Origin of the sequence: Methyloversatilis sp. (assembly GCF_030698125.1) — a bacterium.
GTDB lineage: Bacteria > Pseudomonadota > Gammaproteobacteria > Burkholderiales > Rhodocyclaceae > Methyloversatilis.
In genome coordinates, this window is record NZ_JAUYNV010000025.1 from 134598 (window position 1) to 156795 (window position 22198).

Consider the following 22198-nt stretch of genomic DNA (forward strand, 5'->3'; position numbering starts at 1 on the left):
AAATGGAAAATCGCGCCCACGCCCTTGCCGCCGGGCTGTTCCTTTTGCTCATGGGCGCCTGTGTCGGTCTCGCCACGTGGTATCTGTCGAGCGACAGCGAAATGGGGCGCGAATATGTGCTGGTGACGACCTCGAATGTCAGCGGACTCAGTCCGCAGGCACAGGTTCGCTATCGCGGTATCCGGGTCGGCAAGGTCAAGGAGATTTCAATCAATCCCGACGCACCGCGCGAAATCCATGTGCGCATCGACATTCCGGAGCGTTTTCCGGTCACCGCCGCCACGCGTGCGCGGCTTTCCTATCTCGGCGTGACCGGTCTTGCGCTGATCGATCTCGACGACGACGGTTCCGATCCGGCGCCGCTGCGGGCCGATGGTCAGGCCCCGGCCCGCATACCGCTCGGTGGCTCGCAGTTCGAAGCGCTCGGTTCGCAGGCAACGGACACCATGGCCGTGTTGCGGCAGGTGCTGCTGCGCGTGAATGTACTGTTCGATGACGGCAATATCGAGCGGATTTCCGGCGTGCTGGCCAATCTGCGGTCGGCCACAGCACACGTGGATACGTCGCTGGCCGGGCTTCCCGCAGTGCTCGACCAAGCCCGACAGACCTTCGAGCGTACGCAGGCCGTCATGTCACCGCAGAATGTCGAACGGTTGAGCGGCATTCTGGCCAGTGTCGAACAGACCAGCGGAGAAGGTCGTCGGGCCGCAGAAGACCTGCGCGCCCTGCTGGGTTCAATGAAACAGCTGGCCGATCGCGTCGATGCACTGGCTGCGGTGGCCGGACAACAGGTCACCGACGACACCTTGCCCCGACTGCAGACCCTGATCGACGAGGTGCAGCGCAATGCGCGCCAGCTCAACCGGGTCTTGGGCGAGCTTGAATCATCGCCGCAGACACTTCTGCTGGGGCGAGAAACATCCCGCGCCGGACCGGGTGAACCCGGTTTCGCGCCAGCCACGGAAGGAGCGGGTCGATGAAGGCTGGATCAATGCGGCGGGTCCGGACGGCCGTGCTGTCGCTCATGCTGGCAGGGCTGGCGGGCTGCGGGCCGCTGGTCAGTCGTCCGCCGGCACCGGCACTGCACGATCTGGGCAGTGCACGGGCCACGTTGCAGCGCATCCCGGGGCTGCGCGCCATAGAAGTCCGTTCGCCGAGCTGGCTCGACGGCAGCGCGATGCATTACCGCCTGGCCTATGAAAGTGCAACGCGCCGCGACGTTTATGCGTTCAGCCGCTGGGCTGCTTCGCCACCGGAAATGCTGACCGTCGCGTTGCGCCAGATGCTGCAGACCGACGACGCCGGCACCGGCCCGGGTTGCCGGCTGCGGGTCGACATCGATGAATTCATCCAGCACTACGACCGGGCGGACAGTGCGCGCGCATTGCTGTCGGGTCGCGCAGTATTGACCGACGTGCGTGGTCAGCGTGTGCTGGCCAGCCTGCCATTCGCGATCAGCGAACCGGCAAGCGGCGCCGACGCGGCCGCCGGTGTGGCGGCATCGGCGCGGGCCGTCGATGCGCTGGGTGTCCGGATTGCCGGCTGGATTGAATCATCGACCATGAATGGCGCTCACGATGGCTGCTGAGAAGCCGAAATCGTCGCCCGCGCCGGATGCCGGCCGCGGTCTGTTGCAGGCGGCACTCGATCAGGTGATCGATGCCGTATGGACGGGTGTGCGCTGCGCACGCGCGTCCATCATGCTGGCCGACGGCGAGGGTGAGCACGCGTTGCTCGGGCTTGCGGCGTGGCGCGGCGAACTGGCCGAAGACGCCTTGCAGGTGCGGGTCGGTGTCGGCATGTCGACCTCGGGCAACGTGCTGGCGACCGGTGTTGCGCAGCGTATCGATGACGTCGATGCAACCGCGCCGGATGTCCGGGTGCGGCGCGAGGGCGGTAGTTTCATCTGCCAGCCGCTTCCCCTGGATGGCCGCGTTCTGGGCGTCATCAATGTGCGCCGGCCACGCGGAGAAGCCCCCTTCACCGCGATCGACCAGCAGTTGCTGGCGGCGCTGGCACTTTATGCGGGCAAGGCGATACAGGTCGCGCAGCTGGCTTACCTGCTGAATTCGGGTTTTGCGCAGCGCGCGCTGGAAAGCGGCGGCAATGTGCCGCTGCCGGCCATGGATGCCTTCACGCAAGGCGCGGCACAGCCAGCCCAGATGGCCAAGCTGCTGGCCAAGTCCTTCTATCGGGAAATGAAGTCAGCCGGCTTCGGACCGAACCAGATCGTCGCCGCGGCCGGCGAAATCATCGATCAGCTGTCAGGCAGCCTGCGCAAGCACGGCCAGCGCATCGGCCGCAGCAAGTCGTAAGCAAGCTGCGGCCGGACGATCAGGCGATGGAAGCGGTGTAGCGCGCGGCGTCCATCAGGACGTCGAGCTCGCCGGCGTCATCAGGCTTGATGACGAACATCCAGGCTCCGTACGGGTCCTTGTTGACCTGTTCGGGGGCGTCCGCGACCGGCGGATTGACCGCCGTCACCGTGCCCGATACCGGTGCATGGATATCCGAAGCCGACTTGACCGATTCGATGACGGCCATCGAGTCGCTGCGCGCAACCTGCTGACCGACCTCGGGTAATTGAAGGAAAACCACGTCGCCCAGCGCGTCCTGGGCGTGGTCGGTGATGCCGACCGTCACGCTGCCATCCTGTTCGATCCTGACCCATTCATGCGTGTCGGTGTAGCGGAGAGTGTCCGGGTGATTCATTGCGGTTCCAGGTTGAAATGACCAGCGTGAATTGTAGCTGCGCCGGGCGGGGGACGATGGCCTGATAGAATCCAATGGATATGAACGCTGACCTGCACTGCCATTCCTGCCACTCCGACGGTGTGCTTGCGCCATCGGCCCTGGCTGCCCGCGCAGCGGCGAACGGCGTCGAACTGTGGTCTCTGACCGATCACGACACGCTGAGCGGACTCGAAGAAGCGCGGAATGCTGCGCTCGAGCGCGGTCTGTCCTTCATTGACGGCGTCGAAGTGTCTGTGACCTGGGGCGGCATTACGGTTCATGTCGTGGGGCTGGGCGTCGATCCGACGAACGCGGATCTGGCTGCCGGCCTGACCCGGGTGCGCAGCGGGCGCGATGCGCGCGCCCTGCGCATCGCCGATGAACTTTCATTGCTGGGCGTGGTTGCGCCCTACGAAAACGCCATGCGCCACGCCGGCAACCCCACACTCGTCGGACGCTCGCACTTTGCGCGCGTGCTGGTGGAGCAGGGCTACGCAGGCGATATCCATGCGGTGTTCCGCAACTTTCTGGTTCCCGGCCGACCCGGCTTTGTCGACCACCGGTGGACCACGCTGGCGCAGGCACTGGCCTGGATACATGGCGCCGGCGGCGTCGCAGTGATTGCCCATCCAGGGCGTTACCGCATTTCGGGTGAGCGGATCGAACAGTTGCTCGAAGAATTCCATGCGCTCGGCGGCCGCGGCATCGAAGTGATATCCGGCTCGCACGGCGACGCGGAAGTGCGTACCTTTGCCCGCCTGGCACGCCGGTTCGGCTTCTACGCCTCGCGCGCTTCGGATTTTCACGCGCCTGACGAAAGCGCGGTGGATCTGGGGCGCAGCGCGCCGTTGCCTGACGATCTGAAGCCGATATGGCAGGCACCGGAACTCAACCAGCGCGTGATCTGCATGAACTGAGCTCGCGCAGCGCGTCCTGAAGCGACCTGTGACCCGCGACGTGCCCGAGACAACTGACCCAGACGACCGCCACAGATTTTTCTCCCCGATTTTCCCTTCGATCCCAATTGGCCCAACTTTTCAATCTTCACCCCGACAATCCGCAGCCCAGACTGATACGACAGGCGGCCGACATCCTGCGATCCGGCGGACTGGCAGCCATCCCGACCGACTGCGCCTATTCGCTGGTCGGCCACATGGGCGATGCACAGGTTCTGGAACGCATCCGGCGCATTCGCGGCGTCGACGCGCAGCATCACTTCACGCTGATGTGCCGCGACCTGTCGGAAATCGCCAGCCTTGCGCGCGTCGACAACACACAGTTCCGGCTGTTGAAGAGCGCCACGCCCGGCGCCTACACCTTCATTCTGGAAGCGACGCGCGAACTGCCCCGCCGCATGCTGCATCCGAAGCGCAAGACCATCGGGCTGCGCGTGCCCGACCATCCCGTCGTGTCCAGCCTGCTGGCCGAACTGGGCGAGCCGCTGCTCGGATCGACGCTGCTGCTGCCCGGCGAAGAGCTGCCGCTGACCGATGCAGACGACATCCGCGAGCGCCTGCAGCACGAACTGGATCTGGTGATCGAAGCCGGTTCGTGCGGCACCCGGCCGACCTCGGTGATCGATCTGTCGTCCGGCGAGCCGGTGCTGATACGCGCCGGCGCGGGTGACGTGTCGCGCTTCGGTCTCGAAGAATCGTGAGCGCATCCTTCCGCAGGGAGCGCACATGGATGACATGATCGCGCGACTTGCCGTCATCATCATTCCCGTGGTGCTGGCGATTACCCTGCATGAGGCCGCGCACGGCTATGTCGCGCTGCTCAAGGGGGACCCGACCGCGCATCTGGCGGGTCGCATCACGGCCAACCCGTTCAAGCACATTGATCCGGTCGGTACGATACTGGTGCCGCTGGTCATGTATTTCGGCGCCGCGATGCTCGGTCAGCCCGGGCTGCTGTTCGGCTGGGCCAAGCCGGTACCGGTCAATTTTTCACTTCTGCGCCGTCCCAAGCAGGACATGCTGTGGGTGGCCGCCGCCGGACCGGGCGCCAATCTGGTCATGGCCGTGATCTGGGGGCTGGTCTACAAATTTGCATTGGACGCCTCTCCCCAGTATTTTGGCGAGCCGCTGACGCTGATGGCGGAGGCGGGCATCCTGATCAACCTGCTGCTGATGGTTCTCAACCTGCTGCCGGTTCCACCGCTGGACGGCGGCCGCATCATGGTGAGTCTGCTGCCGCGCGGACCGTCGATGGCCTTCGCGCGGCTTGAGCCCTACGGCCTGTTCCTGCTGCTTGCGCTTTTGCTGACCGGCGTGCTGGGGGATATCCTGCGCCCGCTGCTGACGCTGGCCAGGATGGCCCTGATTGCGCTGCTTTTCTGAACTGGATGAATCCACACCATGTACGCTGAACGTGTTCTTTCCGGCATGCGCCCGACCGGGCGTCTGCACCTCGGCCACTACCACGGGGTGCTGAAGAACTGGGTACGTCTGCAACACGAGTACCCCTGTCTGTTCTTCGTCGCCGACTGGCATGCGCTGACCACCAACTACGAAGACACTCAGGTCATCGAACGCAGCGTGTGGGACATGCTGATCGACTGGCTGGCGGCTGGCGTCGATCCGTCGCAGGCAACGCTGTTCATCCAGTCGAGGGTGCCCGAGCACGCCGAACTGCATCTGCTGCTGTCGATGATGTGCCCGCTTGGCTGGCTGGAACGCGTGCCGACCTACAAGGACCAGCAGGACAAGCTGTCCGACAGGGATCTGGCAACCTACGGCTTTCTCGGCTACCCGCTGCTGCAGTCGGCCGACATCCTGATCTACCGCGCCAATCTGGTGCCGGTGGGTGAGGATCAGGTGCCGCACGTCGAGCTGACGCGCGAAGTCGCGCGCCGCTTCAATCACCTGTACGGACGCGAGCCGGGGTTCGAGGAAAAGGCACGCGAAGCGGTGAAGAAGCTCGGCGGCAAACGCGGCAAGCTTTACGAGGAACTGCGCACGCTGTACCAGCAGGAAGGTCGCGACGAGGCACTGGAACAGGCGCATGCGCTGCTCGACGAGGCACAGAGCCTGAGTCTGGGTGACCGCGAGCGGCTGTACGGCTACCTGGAAGGCGGCGGCAAGATGATTCTGGCCGAGCCCGGCGCGCTGCTGACCGAAGCGGCGCGCATGCCGGGGCTGGATGGACAGAAGATGTCGAAGTCTTACAACAACACGCTGATGCTGCGCGAAGAACCGGATCTGGTCACCAAGAAGATCCGCGGCATGAAAACCGACACGCAGCGCGTGCGACGTACCGATCCGGGTGACCCGGATCGCTGCCCGGTCTGGCAGTTCCACGTCATCTATTCCGACGACAGCACGAAGCAGTGGGTGCAGGAGGGCTGTCGCTCGGCCGGCATCGGCTGCCTCGATTGCAAGCAGCCGGTGATCGATGCCGTGCTGAAGGAACAGGCGCCGATCCATGAACGTGCGCGACAATACGAGGAAGACCCCATGCTGTTGCGCAACATCGTCGCCGACGGCTGCGAGCGCGCGCGCAAGCTGGCGTCGGAAACGATGCGCGACGTGCGCGAAGCCATGGGTCTGAACTACGCCTGATGTCGGGCGACGCGCTCCTGGTTGAAGCTGCTGCGCCGACACCGGTGCGGTTGTATGGCGAGACGCTGGAAAAACTTCCGCTCGACCTGTACATTCCGCCCGACGCGCTCGAAGTGTTCCTGGATGCGTTCCAGGGTCCGCTCGATCTGCTGCTCTACCTGATCCGCAAGGCGAATGTCGACATCCTCGATATTCCGATGGCGCCGCTGACCGCGCAGTATCTGGTCTATGTCGAGGCGATGCGCGAGCACCGCCTTGAACTTGCAGCCGAATATCTGCTGATGGCCGCAATGCTCCTGGAGATCAAATCCCGGATGTTGCTGCCGCGTCTGCCGCGCGAATCGACGGACGAAGGAGAGGATCCGCGTGCCGAACTCGTTCGGCGGCTGATCGAATACGAACAGATGAAAGCAGCTTCGCTCGCGCTCGACGCCATTCCGCGCGCGCAGCGTGAGCATGAATGGGTGGGCGTGCAGGTTGCCGAGCGCATTGCCGAAATCCAGCCTGCGGTAAGCGCCGCGGATCTTCAACTGGCCTGGCTGGCGCTGATGCGGCATGCCGACGTCACCCGTCATCACAAGGTCAGTCGCGAGGCCCTGTCGGTGCGTGAGTTCATGTCCGGCATCCTGCGACGCCTGACGGACGAAGGTTCGCTACGCTTCGACCAGCTGTTCGAAGCCGGCGCGCCGGCAGCGCAGATGGTGGTGAATTTTCTCGCGGTGCTTGAACTGGCCCGCGAGAACCTGATTGAACTGCTTCAGATTGAAGCTTTTGCGCCGATTTATGTCCGACACGCCACACCTGCTGTCGCCGAACCCGTCTGATATCAAGCGGATACTCGAAGCGGCGCTGCTCGCAGCGCAGGACGCACTTTCGATCGCCGAACTCAGACGGATGTTCGATGAGGAACTGGATGCGTCGGTGCTCCGTCGACTGCTCGACGAATTGCGCGACGACTGGTCGGGGCGCGGTGTCGAACTGATACAGGTCGCGTCCGGGTGGCGCTTCCGCACCCGTGCGGATCTGCAGCCTTATCTGGAAAAACTGAAGAACGAAAAGCCGCCGCGCTACTCGCGCGCGGTTCTGGAAACGCTGGCGATCATTGCGTATCGCCAGCCGGTGACGCGCGGCGACATCGAGGACATCCGCGGGGTGTCGGTGTCGCCGGGCATCATCAAGGCACTTGAAGGGCGTGGCTGGATCGACAGCGTCGGTTACCGGGAAGTCCCCGGGCGGCCGGCTTTGTACGCCACCACCCGACGATTCCTCGACGATCTGGGGCTGCGCACGCTTGCCGAGCTGCCACCCCTGGCCGAACTACAGAAGGTGATGAATTTCGATGATGCAAGGTAAGCGCAGACCGGGCGGCCCCCAGGTCAATGGCAACGTGGCCAACTACAGATCGCAGGACAGCCGTCCGAAGAAGCGCGGTCCCATCGTGTTTTCCGAGCCGCAGAAGCTGCACAAGATGCTGGCCGACATGGGCCTGGGATCGCGCCGCGAGCTGGAAGACTGGATCGTGGCCGGTCGCATCAGCGTGAACGCGCTGCCGGCCCATGTCGGTCAGCGCGTCGGGCCGGAAGACAAGGTCCGCGTCAATGGCAAGCTCATCCACATCCATTTCGCACCGCGCGCGCCGCGCGTACTGATCTATCACAAGCCGGAAGGCGAAATCGTGTCGCGCGACGACCCCGAGGGCCGACCGTCGGTATTCGACAAGCTTCCGCGCGTCGGCGGCGGGCGCTGGATCGCGGTCGGACGGCTGGACTTCAATACCTCCGGTCTGCTGGTATTCACGACCAGCGGCGAGCTGGCCAACAAGATGATGCATCCGAGCTACGAGCTCGAACGGGAATATGCCGTGCGCCTGATCGGGGAACTCACGGAAGAACAGGCAACCCGCCTGACCTCCGGCATCGAGCTCGACGACGGCATTGCCAGGTTCAATGCGCTGTCCGACGGTGGCGGCGAAGGATCGAATCACTGGTATCGCGTCACCATTTCGGAAGGGCGCAATCGCGAGGTCCGGCGCATGTTCGAGGCGGTCGGCCTTGCGGTGAGCCGACTGATGCGCGTGCGCTACGGACCGTTCGAACTGCCGCGGCGCCTGCACCGTGGCGAAGCGGAAGAACTGAAGCCGGAAGACGTATCACGCCTGCTGACCGGCGTACCGGCCGCCGGCAAGCCGCGTGCGAAATCTGCGGAGCCCGCTCAGGCGCCGAAACCCGGGCAGGGCAATGGCCGTCGTCGCGGCCCGCGAAAGGCGCGCGAACCCGGCAATGGTGCGCCGTCAGGTCAGGCGCCGGTTCAGCCACAGCGTGCCGAAGGCGAAGCGCCGGCGCGCAAACGCGCACCACGCCGTCGCCGTCGCCCGTCTGCCGCCCCGGCCGGCGAATCCTGATTTTCAAAACATCCTTGTGCGCGGGCAATCTGGCCATTCATATTGAAGTGGATTGTCGCGCTCTGATACACTAACGGACTTGTCGCGCTGGCGGTGTCGGCGTTTGTTTGATGGGCGGTCAGCCCATTTTTTATTTGTGCGTCCGGAATTGTGTTGCAAGGATGAATGTTGCGGAGCTCATCGAGCAGGCAGTAAGCGGGCTCGGATACGAACTGGTCGATGTGGAAACGTCCCCGCGCGGGCGGCTTCTGCGTATTTTCATCGATGCGGAGCAGGGCATCACTGTGGACGATTGCGTGGCGGTGAGCAATCACCTCACCCGGCTTTTCACTGTTGAAAACGTCGATTACGACCGGCTCGAAGTGTCGTCGCCGGGTCTCGACAGACCGCTCAAGAAAGCGGCCGACTTCATCCGTTTCACCGGGCAGGAAGCGCAGCTGCGGTTACGCATCCCGTTGAACAACCAGAGAAGTTTCAGCGGGCGCCTGGCAGGTGTCAGCGACGGCCGACTGACCATGGAAATCAAGGGTGTGGCACACGAGTTCGAGTTGTCGCAGATCGAGCGCGCCCGTCTGGTGCCGGACTTTGAACGCAAGCAGGAGTTGAAACGATGAGTCGCGAGATTCTGTTGCTGGTTGATGCGCTGGCGCGCGAAAAGAATGTCGCCCGCGAAGTGGTATTTGGCGCACTTGAATCTGCACTGGCTTCGGCCACGAAGAAGCGTACCCATGACGACGCCGATGTGCGCGTGACCATCGACCGCGAAACCGGCGAGTACGAGTCGTTTCGGCGCTGGCTGGTGGTGCCTGACAGCGAGCTCGAGAACGAAGAAGCGCAGATCGGCCTGACCGATGCGCAAGACCAGATTTCCGACGTGCAGCTCGACGAATACATCGAGGAAGCCCTCGAGCCGATAGATTTCGGTCGAATTGGTGCGCAGGCCGCCAAGCAGGTCATCCTGCAGCGCATCCGCGATGCCGAGCGCGAGCAGATCCTGAGCGATTTCCTCGAACGCAAGGACCATCTGGTCACCGGCACCATCAAGCGCATCGAGCGCGGTAACGCCATTATCGAATGCGGTCGCCTGGAAGCCCTGCTGCCGCGCGAACACATCATTGCGCGTGAAAACCTGCGCGTCGGCGATCGAGTCAAGGCCATCCTGCTGCGGGTTGACCGTCAGGCGCGCGGGCCGCAGATCATCCTGTCGCGCACCGTGCCGGAATTCATCATGAAGCTGTTCGAGCTCGAAGTGCCCGAGATCGAAGACGGCCTGATCGAAATCAAGGGCGCGGCACGCGACCCCGGTATCCGAGCCAAGATCGCAGTGAAATCCAACGATCCGCGTGTTGATCCGCAGGGTACCTGCATCGGCATGCGCGGTTCGCGCGTGCAGGCGGTGACCAATGAACTGGGCGGCGAGCGGGTGGACATCATCCTGTGGTCGCCCGATCCGGCCCAGTTCGTCATCGGCGCGCTTGCACCGGCCGAAGTCGCGAGTATCGTCGTGGACGAAGACGCCCACAGCATGGATGTCGTCGTGAGCGAAGACAATCTGGCGATCGCCATCGGTCGCAGCGGCCAGAACGTACGTCTGGCATCCGAGCTGACGGGCTGGAAGATCAATCTGATGACCATCGAGCAGTCGGCCGCCAAGTCCGATGCCGAGAACGCTGCCATCCGGCTGTTGTTCATGGCGAAGCTCGATGTGGATGAGGAAGTTGCCGACATCCTGATCGAGGAAGGTTTCTCGACGCTGGAAGAGGTTGCCTACGTGCCGCTGGCCGAAGTGCTCGAAATCGAAGCGTTCGACGAAGACACGGTGAATGAATTGCGCAACCGCGCACGCAACGTGTTGCTGACCGAAGCCATCGTGGACGAGGAGCAGCTGGAGCAGGTCGATGACGATCTGCTCGGGCTGGACGGCATGGACAAGCCACTGGCAGCGCAGCTTGCGCGAGCCAATGTGCGATCGCGTGACGATCTCGCAGATCTGGCGGTCGATGAACTGGTTGAAATCGCCGGCATCGATTCCGCACGTGCGACATCGCTGATTACCACTGCGCGCGCGCACTGGTTTGAATAATCGAGGACAGGTATGGCGTTGATGAGTGTTTCCCAATTTGCGACCGAGCTGAAAATGCCGGCTGCCGCGCTGCTGGAGCAGCTCCGGCACGCGGGTGTCGACAAGCAGAGCGAACGTGATTCGCTGACCGAGCAGGACAAGTCCCGTCTGCTCGACTACTTGCGTCGTCAGCACGGTGACACCGCGGGAAAGACGAAAATCACGCTGACCCGTCGCGAAACAACGGAAATCAAGGCGACCAATTCATCCGGACAGGCGCGAACCGTTCAGGTTGAAGTGCGCAAGAAGCGCGTTCTGGTCAAGCGGGATCCAGCCGAACTTCTGGCTGAAGAGGCCGCACATAAAGCGGTTGCCGAAGCGCCGGTTGTCGAAGAAATCGTTGTGCCCGAACCGGTCGCGGTTCCCGAGCCGGTCGCGATTCCCGAGCCGGTCGAAGCGCCGGTCGTGGTCCCGGTTGCCGAGCCGGAGCCTGAACCTGTCTCGGCAGCGGTTGAAGAAATCGCCGCAGAGCCGGTTCCTGAGGTCGTGCAAAGCGAAGCAGTTGCAGAGGTCGTGCCCGATGCGCCGGTCCTGCGCGCGCCGACGGCCCGCGAACGCGAAGCCAAGCGCCACTCGGAATTGCTGGCGATCCAGGAGCGTGAGCTCAAGGCAAAGAAGGAACGCGAGGTTCAGGTACGTCTTGACATCGAGGCGCGTCAGGTACGTGCCCAGGAAGAGGAAGCCGCCAAGGAGAAGCAGGCCGTCGAAGCCGCAAAGGCGGCAGCTGCAGCACCCAAGGCGACGCCGGGAACCCTGCACAAGCCGGCCAAGGTCGATGACAAGGGTGCCAAAGCCAAACCGGCGCCTGCCGCCAAGGCGAAACCGGGCACCGCGTGGAAGGACGACGCGGCGAAACGCCGCCAGATCAAGACCCGCGGCGACGCCGGTACCGGCGGCTGGCGCGGCGGCCCCAAGGGGCGCAACCATCGCGACCACGACCAGGGCGGCCAGCAGCAGGCACCGGTCGAGGCCGTGGTGCGTGAGGTGCTGGTGCCGGAAACCATTTCTGTCGCCGACCTTGCCCACAAGATGGCAATCAAGGCGACCGAACTGATCAAGGTGCTGATGAAGCTCGGTCAGATGGTCACCATCAATCAGGTGCTTGACCAGGAAACGGCCATGATTCTGGTCGAGGAAATGGGTCACATCGCCAAGCCGGCGAAGCTGGACGACCCGGAAGCCTTCCTCGGCGAATCCACTGAAGAGCACAAGGACGTCGAACTGCTGCCGCGCGCGCCGGTCGTGACGGTCATGGGTCACGTCGATCACGGCAAGACTTCGCTGCTCGACTACATTCGCCGTGCCCGTGTGGCCGCAGGCGAAGCGGGCGGCATCACGCAGCACATCGGCGCCTATCACGTCGATACGCCGCGCGGCATGATCACCTTCCTCGACACGCCGGGTCACGAGGCCTTCACGGCCATGCGTGCCCGCGGTGCCAAGGCAACCGACCTCGTGATTCTGGTGGTCGCTGCGGACGACGGCGTGATGCCGCAGACGCGCGAAGCCATCCACCACGCCAAGGCGGCCAATGTGCCGCTGATCGTGGCGATCAACAAGATCGACAAGCCGGGCGCCAGCCCGGATCGCGTCAAGCAGGAACTGGTGGCCGAAGGCGTCGTGCCGGAAGAATACGGTGGTGATTCGCCGTTCATCTCGGTGTCGGCAAAGGTGGGTACCGGCATCGATGAACTGCTCGAGAACGTGCTGCTGCAGGCCGAAGTGCTTGAACTGACCGCACCGCGCGACGCGCCGGCCCGCGGTCTGGTGATCGAAGCACGCCTCGACAAGGGCAAGGGGCCCGTGGCCTCGGTTCTGGTGCAGCAGGGCACGCTCAAGCGCGGCGACATCATTCTGTGCGGCCAGGTGTTCGGTCGTGTGCGCGCCATGCTGGACGAGGCGGGCAAGTCGATCAACGAAGCCGGCCCGTCCATCCCGGTCGAAATCCAGGGCCTGTCGGACGTACCGGCCGCCGGCGACGAAGCACTGGTGCTGAGCGACGAACGCAAGGCGCGCGAAATCGCGCTGTTCCGTCAGGGCAAGTTCCGCGACGTGAAGCTGGCCAAGCAACAGGCGGCCAAGCTGGAATCGATGTTCGAGCAGATGGGTGAAGGCGAGGTCAAGACGCTTCCGCTCATCATCAAGGCCGACGTGCAGGGTTCGCAGGAAGCGCTGGTGCAGTCGCTCACCAAGCTGTCTACGCCGGAAGTGCGGGTGCAGGTCATCCACGCTGCGGTCGGTGGCATTTCGGAAACCGACGTCAATCTGGCCCAGGCATCGAAGGGTGTCATCATCGGCTTCAACGTGCGTGCCGACGTCGGCGCCCGCAAGCTGGCCGAGAACTTCGGTGTCGACATCCGCTACTACACGATCATCTACGAAGCCGTCGATGAGGTGAAGGCGGCACTGTCCGGCATGCTGTCGCCGGAGAAGCGCGAGAACATCCTGGGCACCGTGGAAATCCGCCAGGTGTTCCGCGGCACCAAGATCGGCACCATCGCCGGCTGCATGGTCACCTCGGGTCTGGTCAAGCGTGGTGCCAGTGCGCGCCTGCTGCGCAACAATGTGGTCGTGTGGACCGGCGAACTCGAATCGCTCAAGCGCTTCAAGGACGACGTGAAGGAAGTGAAGGAAGGCTACGAGTGCGGCCTGTCGCTGCGCGGCTACAACGAAATCGAAGAACTCGACCAGCTCGAAGTGTTCGAGATCGAAGAGATCGCCCGCAAGCTGGCCTGATATCGGCCCGTCCATCAGATGAGTGAACGTTATTCACGCAGCGACCGGGTGTCGGAAGCGATCCGCCGCGAACTTGCGCAGTTGATCGCGACCGAGTTGAAAGACCCGCGCGTCGGCATGATTTCGCTCACCGCGGTTGAAATCACGCCCGACTACGCGCACGCCAAGGTGTTCTACACCACGATGGCGGAGGGTGAGGCACTGCAGCACATCCAGGAGGGTCTGGTGCGCGCATCCGGTTTCCTGCGTCGGGAACTGGGCCGCCGGGTGCGCATCCACACGACGCCGGCGCTGCATTTCGTCCATGACGAGACGCTTGCACGCGCCGATCACCTGTCGCGCCTGATCGACAAGGCACTGCAGTCCGGACCTTCCTCGAGCGGCGAAGACTGAGTTGCAACCCCGTTCGCGCTGGAAAGCGGTTCATGGTGTGCTGCTGCTCGACAAGCCCATCGGCCTGAGCTCAAACGACGCGCTGCAGAAAGCACGCCGCCTCTTTCAGGCCGCGCGTGCCGGTCACACCGGCACGCTCGATCCACTCGCCAGCGGTCTGCTGCCAGTCTGTTTCGGCGATGCAACGCGCTTTGCCGGACTGATGCTGGATGCCGACAAGGAGTATCTCGCGCAGGTCAGGCTTGGCGTGCGCACCAGTACGGGTGACGCAGAGGGCGAAATCCTCGACACCCGTCCGGTCGACGTCAGTCTCGACCGCCTGCTGGAGGCGCTTGCCGCCCACCGTGGCGACATCGAGCAAATCCCGCCGATGCATTCCGCACTCAAGCACCAGGGCAAGGCGCTGTACGAGTACGCGCGTGCCGGCGAAACCATCGAGCGCGCGGTACGCCACGTACGCATCCACGACATCGAACTGCTCGACTGCGCATTGCCCTCATTTTCGATGCGGGTGCGCTGCAGCAAGGGCACCTACATCCGCACGCTGGCCGAAGACATCGGTGAAATGCTCGGCTGCGGTGCGCATCTGAGTGGCTTGCGGCGCACGATTACCGGCCCCTTGTCGCTCGATTCCTCGCATACGCTTGAAACACTTGCGGCGCTCGACGAAGCGCAACGCATGGATCTGCTGCTTCCGCCCGACTGTCTGCTGCAGGATCTGCCGGCCTGCTGGCTCGATGGCGAGTCGGCACGACGACTGATCCAGGGTCAGATCGTGCGGCTCGACGCCTTCCCGGATGGCGCGACCATGGTCGACGGACAGGTGACCCGGGTCTATGACGGCACGGTGTTTCTGGGCCTGGTCATTGCATGCGACGGTCGATTGCAGGTGAAACGCCTTTTGCCTCAGGAAAGTGGCCAAAAGGCTTGAGATTGCGCCATTCTGGCGTATAATTTTGGGTTTTCCAGACGAGAGAGTTTAGATAGATGGCTATCGTTACCGCCGAAAAAGCCCGCATTGTGGCTGACTTCCAGCGCGTGGCCGGCGATACGGGGTCACCCGAAGTCCAGGTTGCCCTGCTGACCGCACGTATCAATGGCCTCACCGGCCATTTCAAGGAACATGTGAAGGACCACCACTCCCGCCGTGGTCTGCTCAAGATGGTAAGTCAGCGTCGCAAGCTGCTTGATTACCTCAAGCGCACCGATGCAGACAGCTATCGTGCGCTGATCGGACGTCTCGGGCTGCGCAAGTAATTGCTTCTGCAGACTACGGTCAAGCCTTCATCGGCCTGACACAACACACCGGCGTGAGTCCATGCGACTCCGCCGGTTTGTTTTTTGGCGGGCGCGCAAGTCCGCCGTGAATCGAAACGAAAGGAATCAACTTGCTTAACGCTACCCGCAAGGAATTCATGTTCGGCAACCAGAAGGTGGTGCTGGAGACCGGTGAGGTCGCCCGCCAGGCTGGTGGTGCCGTCATGGTGAGCATCGACGAAACCGTGGTGCTCGCCACTGTAGTGGCCTCGAAGACGGCCAAGCCGGGCCAGGACTTCTTTCCGCTCACCGTCGATTACGCTGAAAAGTTCTACGCAGCCGGTCGCATTCCGGGTGGCTTCTTCAAGCGTGAAGGTCGTCCGAGCGAAAAGGAAACGCTGACTTCGCGCCTGATCGATCGCCCGATCCGTCCGCTGTTCCCGGAAGGCTTCTACAACGAAGTGCAGGTCATCGTGCAGGTGCTGTCGCTGAATCCGGAAGTCGATTCCGACATTCCCGCACTCATCGGCACGTCGGCCGCGCTGTCGATTTCCGGCATTCCGTTCAGCGGCCCGATCGGCGCTGCCCGGGTGGGTTACGCCAACGGCCAGTACATCCTGAACCCGACTGCCACCGAGCTGAAGACCAGCGAACTGAATCTGGTCGTCGCAGGCACCGAAGCGGCCGTGCTGATGGTGGAATCGGAAGCGATGCAGCTGTCGGAAGAAATCATGCTGGGCGCCGTCGTGTTCGGTCACGAACAGATGCAGGCCGCGATCAACGCGATCAACGAACTGGTCGAAGTTGCCGGCAAGCCCGAATGGGAGTGGCAGGCGCCGGCGCGCGACGAAGCGCTGTGGAACAGCATTGTCGGTCTGGCCGAAGCAAAGCTTCAGGAAGCCTACCGCATCACGCAGAAGCAGACCCGCAGCCAGCGCGTGAACGAGCTGCGCAGCGAAGTCGTGGCGGCACTGACCGCCGACGCGGCCAACGCGCCGGATGTGAACACCATCAAGAATTACTTCTTCGACATCGAAGCCAGCATCGTCCGCAGCCGCATTCTCAACGGCGAGCCGCGCATCGACGGTCGCGATACGCGCACCGTGCGTCCGATCTACATCCGCAACAGCGTGCTGCCGCGCACCCACGGTTCGGCGCTGTTCACCCGCGGCGAAACACAGGCGCTGGTCATCGCCACGCTGGGCACCGGCCGTGACGAACAGATCATCGACGCGCTCGGCGGCGAATATCGCGACCGCTTCATGCTCCACTACAACATGCCGCCGTTCGCCACCGGCGAAGCTGGCCGCTTCGGTACGCCGAAGCGCCGCGAAATCGGTCATGGCCGTCTGGCCAAGCGCGCGCTGCTCGCCGTGCTGCCGCCGGCTGACGAATTCAGCTACTCGATGCGTGTGGTGTCGGAAATCACCGAATCGAACGGTTCGTCGTCGATGGCTTCCGTGTGCGGCGGCTCGCTCGCCCTGATGGACGCCGGCGTGCCGCTGAAGGCACACGTCGCCGGCATCGCCATGGGCCTGATCAAGGACGGCAACCGCTTTGCGGTGCTGACCGACATCCTCGGTGACGAAGATCATCTGGGCGACATGGACTTCAAGGTGGCGGGTACCGACAACGGCATCACCGCACTGCAGATGGACATCAAGATCCAGGGCATCACCGAGGAAATCATGCAGGTCGCGCTGGCGCAGGCGCACGAGGCGCGCAAGCACATCCTGGGCATCATGCAGGAATCGATGAGCGGCGCCCGTGAAGGCGTGTCGACCTACGCACCGCGTCTGCTGACGATGAAGATCAATCCGGAAAAGATCCGCGACGTGATCGGCAAGGGCGGCGCCGTCATCCGTGCGCTGACCGAAGAAACCGGCGCCACGATCGACATCGGCGACGACGGTACGATCACCATCGCATCGGTCAGCGCCGAAGCCGCCGAGAACGCCAAGCGCCGCATCGAGGCGATCACGGCGGAAGTCGAAGTGGGCAAGGTATACGACGGCACAGTGCTGCGTCTGCTCGATTTCGGCGCCATCGTCAGCGTGCTGCCGGGCAAGGACGGTCTGCTGCACATTTCCCAGATCGCCAACGAGCGCATCGCCAACGTCGCCGACCACCTGAAGGAAGGTCAGCAGGTGAAGGTGAAGGTGCTGGAGACCGACGAAAAGGGCCGCATCCGCCTGTCGATGAAGGCACTGCTCGCCGCGCCGGAAGCGATCGACCAGCAAGACTGATGACTGCGGGGCAGGGTGGATTTTTCTTGATCCACCGGCCCTGCAGCCATTGACCGCGCGGCTTTGCGCCGGTAGTATCGCGCGCTCTCGGGGTGTAGCGCAGCCCGGTAGCGCGCTTGCTTTGGGAGCAAGATGTCGGGGGTTCGAATCCCTCCACCCCGACCAGAACATCGGTCCGCAACGCGGTAACTTAGTACCTGCCCGTAGCTCAACTGGATAGAGCAACGGCCTTCTAAGCCGTAGGTTGCGGGTTCGATTCCTGCCGGGCAGGCCAGTTGTATGTTGGCCCGAGAGCTTCAAAACGCTGATCGCTCGATCGGCGTCCCAGTGGTGGCTGTAGCTCAGTTGGTAGAGTCCCGGATTGTGATTCCGGTTGTCGTGGGTTCGAGTCCCATCAGCCACCCCACTCTTCAAGTCCCCCCGCAGGTCATCCCTTGCCATGATCCGGGCTTCGAAGTCCGTGACTTTGGCACGCTGAGTCCTCAAGTCATCAACCCGATTGCCCGTTAACGCTCCTGCAAGCACATGTCGATCGTCAGATCCGATCATGTTTTTCGAGTTATCGAAGGGGGGCGGCCGTGCAGGGGCAATACCGGATTTCGGGATTCACGCTTGTAGAACTGCTTGCAGTGGTCGCGATCATCGGAGCACTTGTCGCAATCGCTCTTCCGAACTACGAAGCCTATGTCGAGCGCAGCAAGCGAACTGCTGCGATGAGCGACATGACAAACATCATGATGGCGATCGATCGTCATGTGATCCGGGCAAACGAATTTCCGTTGTCGCTCGCCGAGGTTGGATTCGGCGACTTGCTGGACCCGTGGGGAAACGCTTACCAGTACCTGCGCATCAGCGGCACGCCACGCCCGAATCGCGGTCAACTGCGCAAGGACAAGAACCTTGTGCCGCTGAACAGCGACTACGACCTCTACAGCATGGGCAAGGATGGGCGAAGCCAGAAACCGCTCACGGCTTCCGCCTCGCGCGATGACATCGTCCGCGCCGGTAATGGCGCGTTTGTCGGCCTTGCCATCGATCACTGAATGTCTGTCCGCCTTCATCTGCGAAGTCGTTTCGGGCGCCGCCTCTTCAGCCGCTTCCTTATTGCAGCCCTGCTGCCGATGGCGGTGTTGGCGACCTTTTCCTACAGCGAAATGCGCGAGCAGCTGGTGGATCAGCTGCAGCACGGTCTGCGCGATGACGGCAAGAGCCTTGGCATGGAGCTCATCAACGAGCTCAGCCTGCGCGTCGGCATACTCAGTGCGGGCGAAGTCGAGGGAGGAGCAAGTGGTTTCGTCTGGGTCAGGGACGAACGTGATCCTCAGGTGCCGGCGCTCGATGCCGACGAAGCCCGGGCGCTTGCTGCACACGGCGCAACCGTCCGCCTTTACGGAACGCACGCCCCCTTGCTCGTCGTCCGTCGGAGCACCGACAACCGCACCCTTTACGGCCGCCTTGACCCGGCAGCCTTGTGGCAGAGACATTCGGTCGATACGCCCTATTGCATCCTCGACAAGCTGCAGCGCCCCATCCTGTGCACGCAGGGGCTGCAGCCCGCGAAGCTCGACCTGTCGTCGACGGATCGGACACTGATCACTGCGTTGTCCAACGGCGTGCCCCACCTGGTGGGGCACTGGAGCGCCCACCTGGAAGGTCTTTACGGGGCGGGCGTTTTTCATGTGTTAACGACTGTCCCTGCGCAATCGCTGACCTTGCCGCTCGCTCACCTCCGCTACGGATTCATCGCCATCTTCGCACTCGCGCTGGGCTTGGTCGTGGCGATGGCGGCGAGCCAGATCGGCCGGCAGACGCAACCGCTTGATGCGCTGACACAGGGTGTCACGCGTCTTGCCCGTGGCGAAATGGACGCCCGTGTCGACGTGCCGGGCGATGACGAATTCGCCCTGCTCGGCGCAACCTTCAATGCGATGTCCGATCGCCTGAAGCGCAAGTTCAACATGCTTCGACTGCTTGCAGAGCTCGATCGCGCGGTACTCGGTTCGGGCGAGCCGGCTCGGGTGACCGAAGCCATTCTTTCGGGCGTGCTTGACGCCATTCCCTGCGACGCCGCAGGCATCGCACTCATCGATGCGAACGGAACGGCCACCTATGCACGTGCGTATTCTGGCGACGGACACCTTTCTCCGCGCCTTGATGTGCCGGCTGATGTCCTGACGCAGATCTGCAGCCTCTGTGTCGAGGAATGGAACGATGTTCGGATCGACGTTGAATCGCTGCTGAGCGGCCAGCCGCAACAGCCGGGCCGGGGTGCGCTGATGTTTCCAGTGCGCAGCCATGGGCGGCTCGACGGTCTGCTCGTGCTCGCCCTGGCGACCGATGGCCGGCAGGACGAGGAGGAAATCATCACCGCGGGACGCAATCTTGCCGATCGGATGTCGGTTGCGGGATCCAGCTTCGCGTGGGAGGAAAAGCTCTACCGTCAGTCACATTACGACGCCTTGACCCGCCTTCCGAATCGCACGCTGCTGCGCGATCGTGTGACGCAGGCGCTCACGCGTGCGGGTCGGGAAAAGACGTCGGTTGCCGCCCTGTGCATCGATTTTGATGACTTCAATTCCATCAACGAAGCACTGGGCCAGACTGCAGGCGATATGTTTCTCATTGAGGCGTCACGCCGCCTTGAATCCCTCATGCGACCGGAAGACACGGTCGCACGTCTTGCCGGGGATGAATTCGTGGTGCTCGTGACAGGTATGGACGACGCGGAACGCATGCTTGTGCTGCATGGCATCGCAGAGCGTATCCACCGGTTGCTGGCGTCGCCGGTACGCCTTGAAGATCGGAATGTCATTTCACAGGCAAGCATAGGCATCTCGCTCTACCCGGACAATTCGGACGACTTCGAATCGTTGATGCGTACGGCCGAAGGCGCGCTTCACGAAGCGAAGAAGTCCAGCCGTGGCGGCTTCAACTTTTACTCGCAGTCGATGAACGCCGCGGTAAGCGAGCGCTTCGAGCTCGCCCAGGCGCTGCGTCGTGCCGTTCAGAACGGAGAACTTCTGCTGCACTACCAGCCAAAGGTGAGCGCGTACGATGGAGCCATCATGGGCGCCGAAGCGCTGATCCGCTGGCAATCACCATCGCGGGGGCTGGTGTCGCCGGGAGCTTTCCTTCCGTTGATCGAGGATATCGGTCTGAATGGCTGGCTGACCGACTTCGTGCTCGACGAGGCATGCGCGCAGATGGCAGCGTGGGACAAGGCGGGTTTGCCGCCGATTCCTGTCTCGATCAACGTATCCCCGGCCGATCTGGGGACTGTGGATTTTTTCGACAAGATTACTGCGGCCCTGCACCGACACTGTCTCGCGTCTGACCGGCTCGAACTGGAAATTCTCGAAACGTCGGAGGTCGGCGCCGGCAGCTGCGTGCGCACGACGCTGCAGCGCCTGCGTGACATGGGCGTGAAGATTGCGCTGGACGACTTCGGTACCGGTTATTCCTCGCTGGTCTATCTGACTGAAATGCCGGCCGACACCCTCAAACTCGATCAAGCATTCATCCGCAACCTCGCTGGTGACATGCGTCAGCAGGCCATCGTTCGGCAGGTCATTTCGCTTGCCCGCTCGCTTGGATTCAGCATCGTCGCCGAGGGGGTGGAACAGGCTGCCCAGCGCGACCTGCTGGTCGACATGCAATGCGATCTGATCCAGGGCTTCCTTTACTCTCGTCCGCTGCCGCCTGATGAATTCGCGGCAAAACTGCTCGGGAAACTGCTCATCGCGGCGTAAGCCTGCGCGCGTTGCACATCAATCAACGCTCGTCCGTGCCACCCAGCGTCTCGATCAGCTGATCGATCAATTTGCCCAGTTCGCCCGTCATCAGCGCGAAGTCGGTATCGAAGCGCTCGGCTTCATCGCCGCTGCCATCTTCCTTTTCGGTCAGCACGTCGAGCGGCGCGATGCGCTTCAAAGTCAGGGTTTCGGTCAGCGTGAAGGACACCCGTTCGGCCCAGGTCATCGCCAGGCGCGTGCATTGCTTGCCGGCTTCGATGTGGCGGCGCAGATCTTCGGCTTCGAGTGCGTGGCGCGTGTAGCGCACCGTGGCCTTGGACTGGGTGCTGGAACGCAGTTCGGTATCCTGATCGACGGTGAAGCCTGCGGGCGCCTCGTCGGCGGCCAGCCACGAGGTCATCGCCGACACCGGTGACAGCGCGGTCTGCAGGGGCCGCGCGCCGAGGTTTTCGAGGCTTTCGTTCAGCAACTGCATCACTTCGTCGCTCTTTGCGCTGGCGGCGGCATCGACGACGATCAGATTGCGCACCGGGTCGATCCACACCCGGGTGTCGCGCGCGATGGCGAATGCGCGCGGCAGCAGTTCGTTGGTCACCGCATCCTTGATTTCGCGCATTTCCCTGCGGCCGGGCTTGTAGCCCTGCTGCTCTTCGATTTCCTGCGCACGCGCCTTGGCGAACTGATTGATGACCGACGCAGGCAGCAGCTTCTTCTCGACCCGCAGCGCAATCATCATCTGACCGGCGACGGCATGCACCAGCGACTCATCGTTGCGCGGCGATACCCAGCCCATGCGTTGCATTTCGATGCTGGTGCCGGGCTGGAAGGCCTGCGCAGCGAGCTTTTCGGCAAGCTGGTCGGGGGTGACGGTGAACGGCGTGGAGAGGCGGTAGATATGGAGGTTCTTGAACCACATGGCGTCGGCAAAAAGGGACGCAGTCTACACGAGCGATCCGCCAAGCCGCGCCTCAACGGACAATCGGCTGCCACGCAACGAC

21 protein-coding genes and 3 tRNA genes are annotated in these 22198 nt (G+C 63.1%); 22 read left to right on the forward strand and 2 right to left on the reverse strand.

Annotation, left to right across the window (positions count from 1 at the left end):
- The first annotated feature begins 2 nt into the window (after positions 1–2).
- From Q8Q80_RS10380 to Q8Q80_RS10390, 3 genes are read left to right on the forward strand one after another with little or no spacing between them, the layout of a single operon-like run.
- On the forward strand, positions 3–980 hold the full coding sequence (locus Q8Q80_RS10380) for an MlaD family protein (RefSeq protein WP_305632842.1): 978 nt from the start codon (positions 3–5) through the stop codon (positions 978–980).
- Positions 977–1588, forward strand: a complete 612-nt coding sequence (locus Q8Q80_RS10385) for an ABC-type transport auxiliary lipoprotein family protein (protein WP_305632843.1) — start codon at positions 977–979, stop codon at positions 1586–1588. The genes Q8Q80_RS10380 and Q8Q80_RS10385 overlap by 4 nt, the downstream gene beginning before the upstream one ends.
- Positions 1578–2315: a GAF domain-containing protein gene (locus Q8Q80_RS10390; RefSeq protein ID WP_305632844.1), complete on the forward strand. Its 738-nt coding sequence runs from the start codon at positions 1578–1580 to the stop codon at positions 2313–2315. Before Q8Q80_RS10385 ends, Q8Q80_RS10390 begins: the two co-directional genes overlap by 11 nt.
- Positions 2316–2334: 19 nt before the next feature.
- Here the strand turns inward: Q8Q80_RS10390 and gcvH are convergent, their stop codons facing one another.
- On the reverse strand, positions 2335–2712 hold the full coding sequence (gcvH, locus tag Q8Q80_RS10395; RefSeq protein WP_305632845.1) for a glycine cleavage system protein GcvH: 378 nt from the start codon (positions 2710–2712) through the stop codon (positions 2335–2337).
- A gap of 80 nt (positions 2713–2792) precedes the next feature.
- On the opposite strand from gcvH, the gene Q8Q80_RS10400 reads away from it, so the two are divergent.
- The 19 genes from Q8Q80_RS10400 (at position 2793) to Q8Q80_RS10490 (ending at position 21197) form a co-directional block, all read left to right on the forward strand.
- A complete protein-coding gene (locus Q8Q80_RS10400) occupies positions 2793–3650 on the forward strand; it encodes a PHP domain-containing protein (protein WP_305632846.1) in 858 nt (285 codons plus the stop codon).
- Between the two features lie 107 nt (positions 3651–3757).
- The gene (locus tag Q8Q80_RS10405) at positions 3758–4390 is read left to right on the forward strand and encodes an L-threonylcarbamoyladenylate synthase (protein ID WP_257078534.1); all 633 of its coding nucleotides are present in this window, start codon (positions 3758–3760) and stop codon (positions 4388–4390) included.
- Positions 4391–4415: 25 nt separating this feature from the next.
- The gene (locus Q8Q80_RS10410) at positions 4416–5072 is read left to right on the forward strand and encodes a site-2 protease family protein (RefSeq protein WP_305632847.1); all 657 of its coding nucleotides are present in this window, start codon (positions 4416–4418) and stop codon (positions 5070–5072) included.
- An 18-nt stretch (positions 5073–5090) separates the two neighbouring features.
- Positions 5091–6293, forward strand: a complete 1203-nt coding sequence (locus Q8Q80_RS10415; RefSeq protein WP_305632848.1) for a tryptophan--tRNA ligase — start codon at positions 5091–5093, stop codon at positions 6291–6293.
- A complete protein-coding gene (locus Q8Q80_RS10420) occupies positions 6293–7117 on the forward strand; it encodes a ScpA family protein (RefSeq protein ID WP_305632849.1) in 825 nt (274 codons plus the stop codon). Before Q8Q80_RS10415 ends, Q8Q80_RS10420 begins: the two co-directional genes overlap by 1 nt.
- Complete coding sequence (scpB, locus tag Q8Q80_RS10425) at positions 7077–7646, forward strand: SMC-Scp complex subunit ScpB (RefSeq protein ID WP_305613550.1); 570 nt, start codon at positions 7077–7079, stop codon at positions 7644–7646. The genes Q8Q80_RS10420 and scpB overlap by 41 nt, the downstream gene beginning before the upstream one ends.
- Complete coding sequence (rluB, locus tag Q8Q80_RS10430) at positions 7633–8694, forward strand: 23S rRNA pseudouridine(2605) synthase RluB (RefSeq protein ID WP_371132741.1); 1062 nt, start codon at positions 7633–7635, stop codon at positions 8692–8694. Before scpB ends, rluB begins: the two co-directional genes overlap by 14 nt.
- 161 nt (positions 8695–8855) lie before the next feature.
- On the forward strand, positions 8856–9308 hold the full coding sequence (gene rimP / locus Q8Q80_RS10435) for a ribosome maturation factor RimP (RefSeq protein WP_069040300.1): 453 nt from the start codon (positions 8856–8858) through the stop codon (positions 9306–9308).
- Positions 9305–10777 (forward strand): transcription termination factor NusA, encoded by a 1473-nt coding sequence (nusA, locus tag Q8Q80_RS10440; RefSeq protein WP_305632850.1) that lies wholly within the window; start codon positions 9305–9307, stop codon positions 10775–10777. Before rimP ends, nusA begins: the two co-directional genes overlap by 4 nt.
- Positions 10778–10789: 12 nt before the next feature.
- Positions 10790–13552, forward strand: coding sequence for a translation initiation factor IF-2 (infB, locus tag Q8Q80_RS10445; protein WP_305632851.1), 2763 nt, complete (start codon positions 10790–10792; stop codon positions 13550–13552).
- Between the two features lie 18 nt (positions 13553–13570).
- Positions 13571–13945 carry a 30S ribosome-binding factor RbfA gene (gene rbfA, locus Q8Q80_RS10450; protein ID WP_305632852.1) on the forward strand — a complete coding sequence of 125 codons (375 nt, stop codon included), beginning with the start codon at positions 13571–13573 and terminating at the stop codon, positions 13943–13945.
- Between the two features lies 1 nt (position 13946).
- Positions 13947–14876: a tRNA pseudouridine(55) synthase TruB gene (gene truB / locus Q8Q80_RS10455; RefSeq protein WP_305632853.1), complete on the forward strand. Its 930-nt coding sequence runs from the start codon at positions 13947–13949 to the stop codon at positions 14874–14876.
- A gap of 56 nt (positions 14877–14932) precedes the next feature.
- Entirely contained in the window at positions 14933–15202 is a 270-nt protein-coding gene (rpsO, locus tag Q8Q80_RS10460; RefSeq protein WP_069040295.1) for a 30S ribosomal protein S15, read from the forward strand.
- 158 nt (positions 15203–15360) lie between these two features.
- Entirely contained in the window at positions 15361–17448 is a 2088-nt protein-coding gene (gene pnp / locus Q8Q80_RS10465) for a polyribonucleotide nucleotidyltransferase (RefSeq protein WP_305633047.1), read from the forward strand.
- An 88-nt stretch (positions 17449–17536) separates the two neighbouring features.
- A tRNA-Pro gene (locus Q8Q80_RS10470) sits at positions 17537–17613 on the forward strand.
- Positions 17614–17645: 32 nt separating this feature from the next.
- A tRNA-Arg gene (locus tag Q8Q80_RS10475) sits at positions 17646–17722 on the forward strand.
- Positions 17723–17778: 56 nt separating this feature from the next.
- Positions 17779–17854, forward strand: a tRNA-His gene (locus Q8Q80_RS10480).
- Between the two features lie 172 nt (positions 17855–18026).
- Entirely contained in the window at positions 18027–18491 is a 465-nt protein-coding gene (locus tag Q8Q80_RS10485) for a prepilin-type N-terminal cleavage/methylation domain-containing protein (RefSeq protein WP_305632854.1), read from the forward strand.
- Between the two features lie 558 nt (positions 18492–19049).
- Entirely contained in the window at positions 19050–21197 is a 2148-nt protein-coding gene (locus Q8Q80_RS10490) for a bifunctional diguanylate cyclase/phosphodiesterase (protein ID WP_305632855.1), read from the forward strand.
- 22 nt (positions 21198–21219) lie between these two features.
- On the opposite strand, the gene Q8Q80_RS10495 is transcribed toward Q8Q80_RS10490, so the two are convergent.
- Positions 21220–22116, reverse strand: coding sequence for a recombination-associated protein RdgC (locus Q8Q80_RS10495; protein WP_305632856.1), 897 nt, complete (start codon positions 22114–22116; stop codon positions 21220–21222).
- Positions 22117–22198 lie beyond the last annotated feature (82 nt).

Bases quoted from the DNA above. Each gene is read 5' to 3' on its own strand.
- rbfA (WP_305632852.1), top strand. From the start codon at position 13,571: ATGAGTGAACGTTATTCACGCAGCGACCGGGTGTCGGAAGCGATCCGC.
- Q8Q80_RS10400 (WP_305632846.1), top strand. From the start codon at position 2,793: ATGAACGCTGACCTGCACTGCCATTCCTGCCACTCCGACGGTGTGCTT.
- Q8Q80_RS10495 (WP_305632856.1), bottom strand. From the start codon at position 22,116: ATGTGGTTCAAGAACCTCCATATCTACCGCCTCTCCACGCCGTTCACC.
- Q8Q80_RS10380 (WP_305632842.1), top strand. From the start codon at position 3: ATGGAAAATCGCGCCCACGCCCTTGCCGCCGGGCTGTTCCTTTTGCTC.
- nusA (WP_305632850.1), top strand. From the start codon at position 9,305: ATGAGTCGCGAGATTCTGTTGCTGGTTGATGCGCTGGCGCGCGAAAAG.
- Q8Q80_RS10410 (WP_305632847.1), top strand. From the start codon at position 4,416: ATGGATGACATGATCGCGCGACTTGCCGTCATCATCATTCCCGTGGTG.
- Q8Q80_RS10420 (WP_305632849.1), top strand. From the start codon at position 6,293: ATGTCGGGCGACGCGCTCCTGGTTGAAGCTGCTGCGCCGACACCGGTG.
- Q8Q80_RS10385 (WP_305632843.1), top strand. From the start codon at position 977: ATGAAGGCTGGATCAATGCGGCGGGTCCGGACGGCCGTGCTGTCGCTC.
- Q8Q80_RS10415 (WP_305632848.1), top strand. From the start codon at position 5,091: ATGTACGCTGAACGTGTTCTTTCCGGCATGCGCCCGACCGGGCGTCTG.
- pnp (WP_305633047.1), top strand. From the start codon at position 15,361: ATGTTCGGCAACCAGAAGGTGGTGCTGGAGACCGGTGAGGTCGCCCGC.
- Q8Q80_RS10390 (WP_305632844.1), top strand. From the start codon at position 1,578: ATGGCTGCTGAGAAGCCGAAATCGTCGCCCGCGCCGGATGCCGGCCGC.
- gcvH (WP_305632845.1), bottom strand. From the start codon at position 2,712: ATGAATCACCCGGACACTCTCCGCTACACCGACACGCATGAATGGGTC.
- rpsO (WP_069040295.1), top strand. From the start codon at position 14,933: ATGGCTATCGTTACCGCCGAAAAAGCCCGCATTGTGGCTGACTTCCAG.
- rluB (WP_371132741.1), top strand. From the start codon at position 7,633: ATGATGCAAGGTAAGCGCAGACCGGGCGGCCCCCAGGTCAATGGCAAC.
- infB (WP_305632851.1), top strand. From the start codon at position 10,790: ATGGCGTTGATGAGTGTTTCCCAATTTGCGACCGAGCTGAAAATGCCG.
- rimP (WP_069040300.1), top strand. From the start codon at position 8,856: ATGAATGTTGCGGAGCTCATCGAGCAGGCAGTAAGCGGGCTCGGATAC.
- scpB (WP_305613550.1), top strand. From the start codon at position 7,077: ATGTCCGACACGCCACACCTGCTGTCGCCGAACCCGTCTGATATCAAG.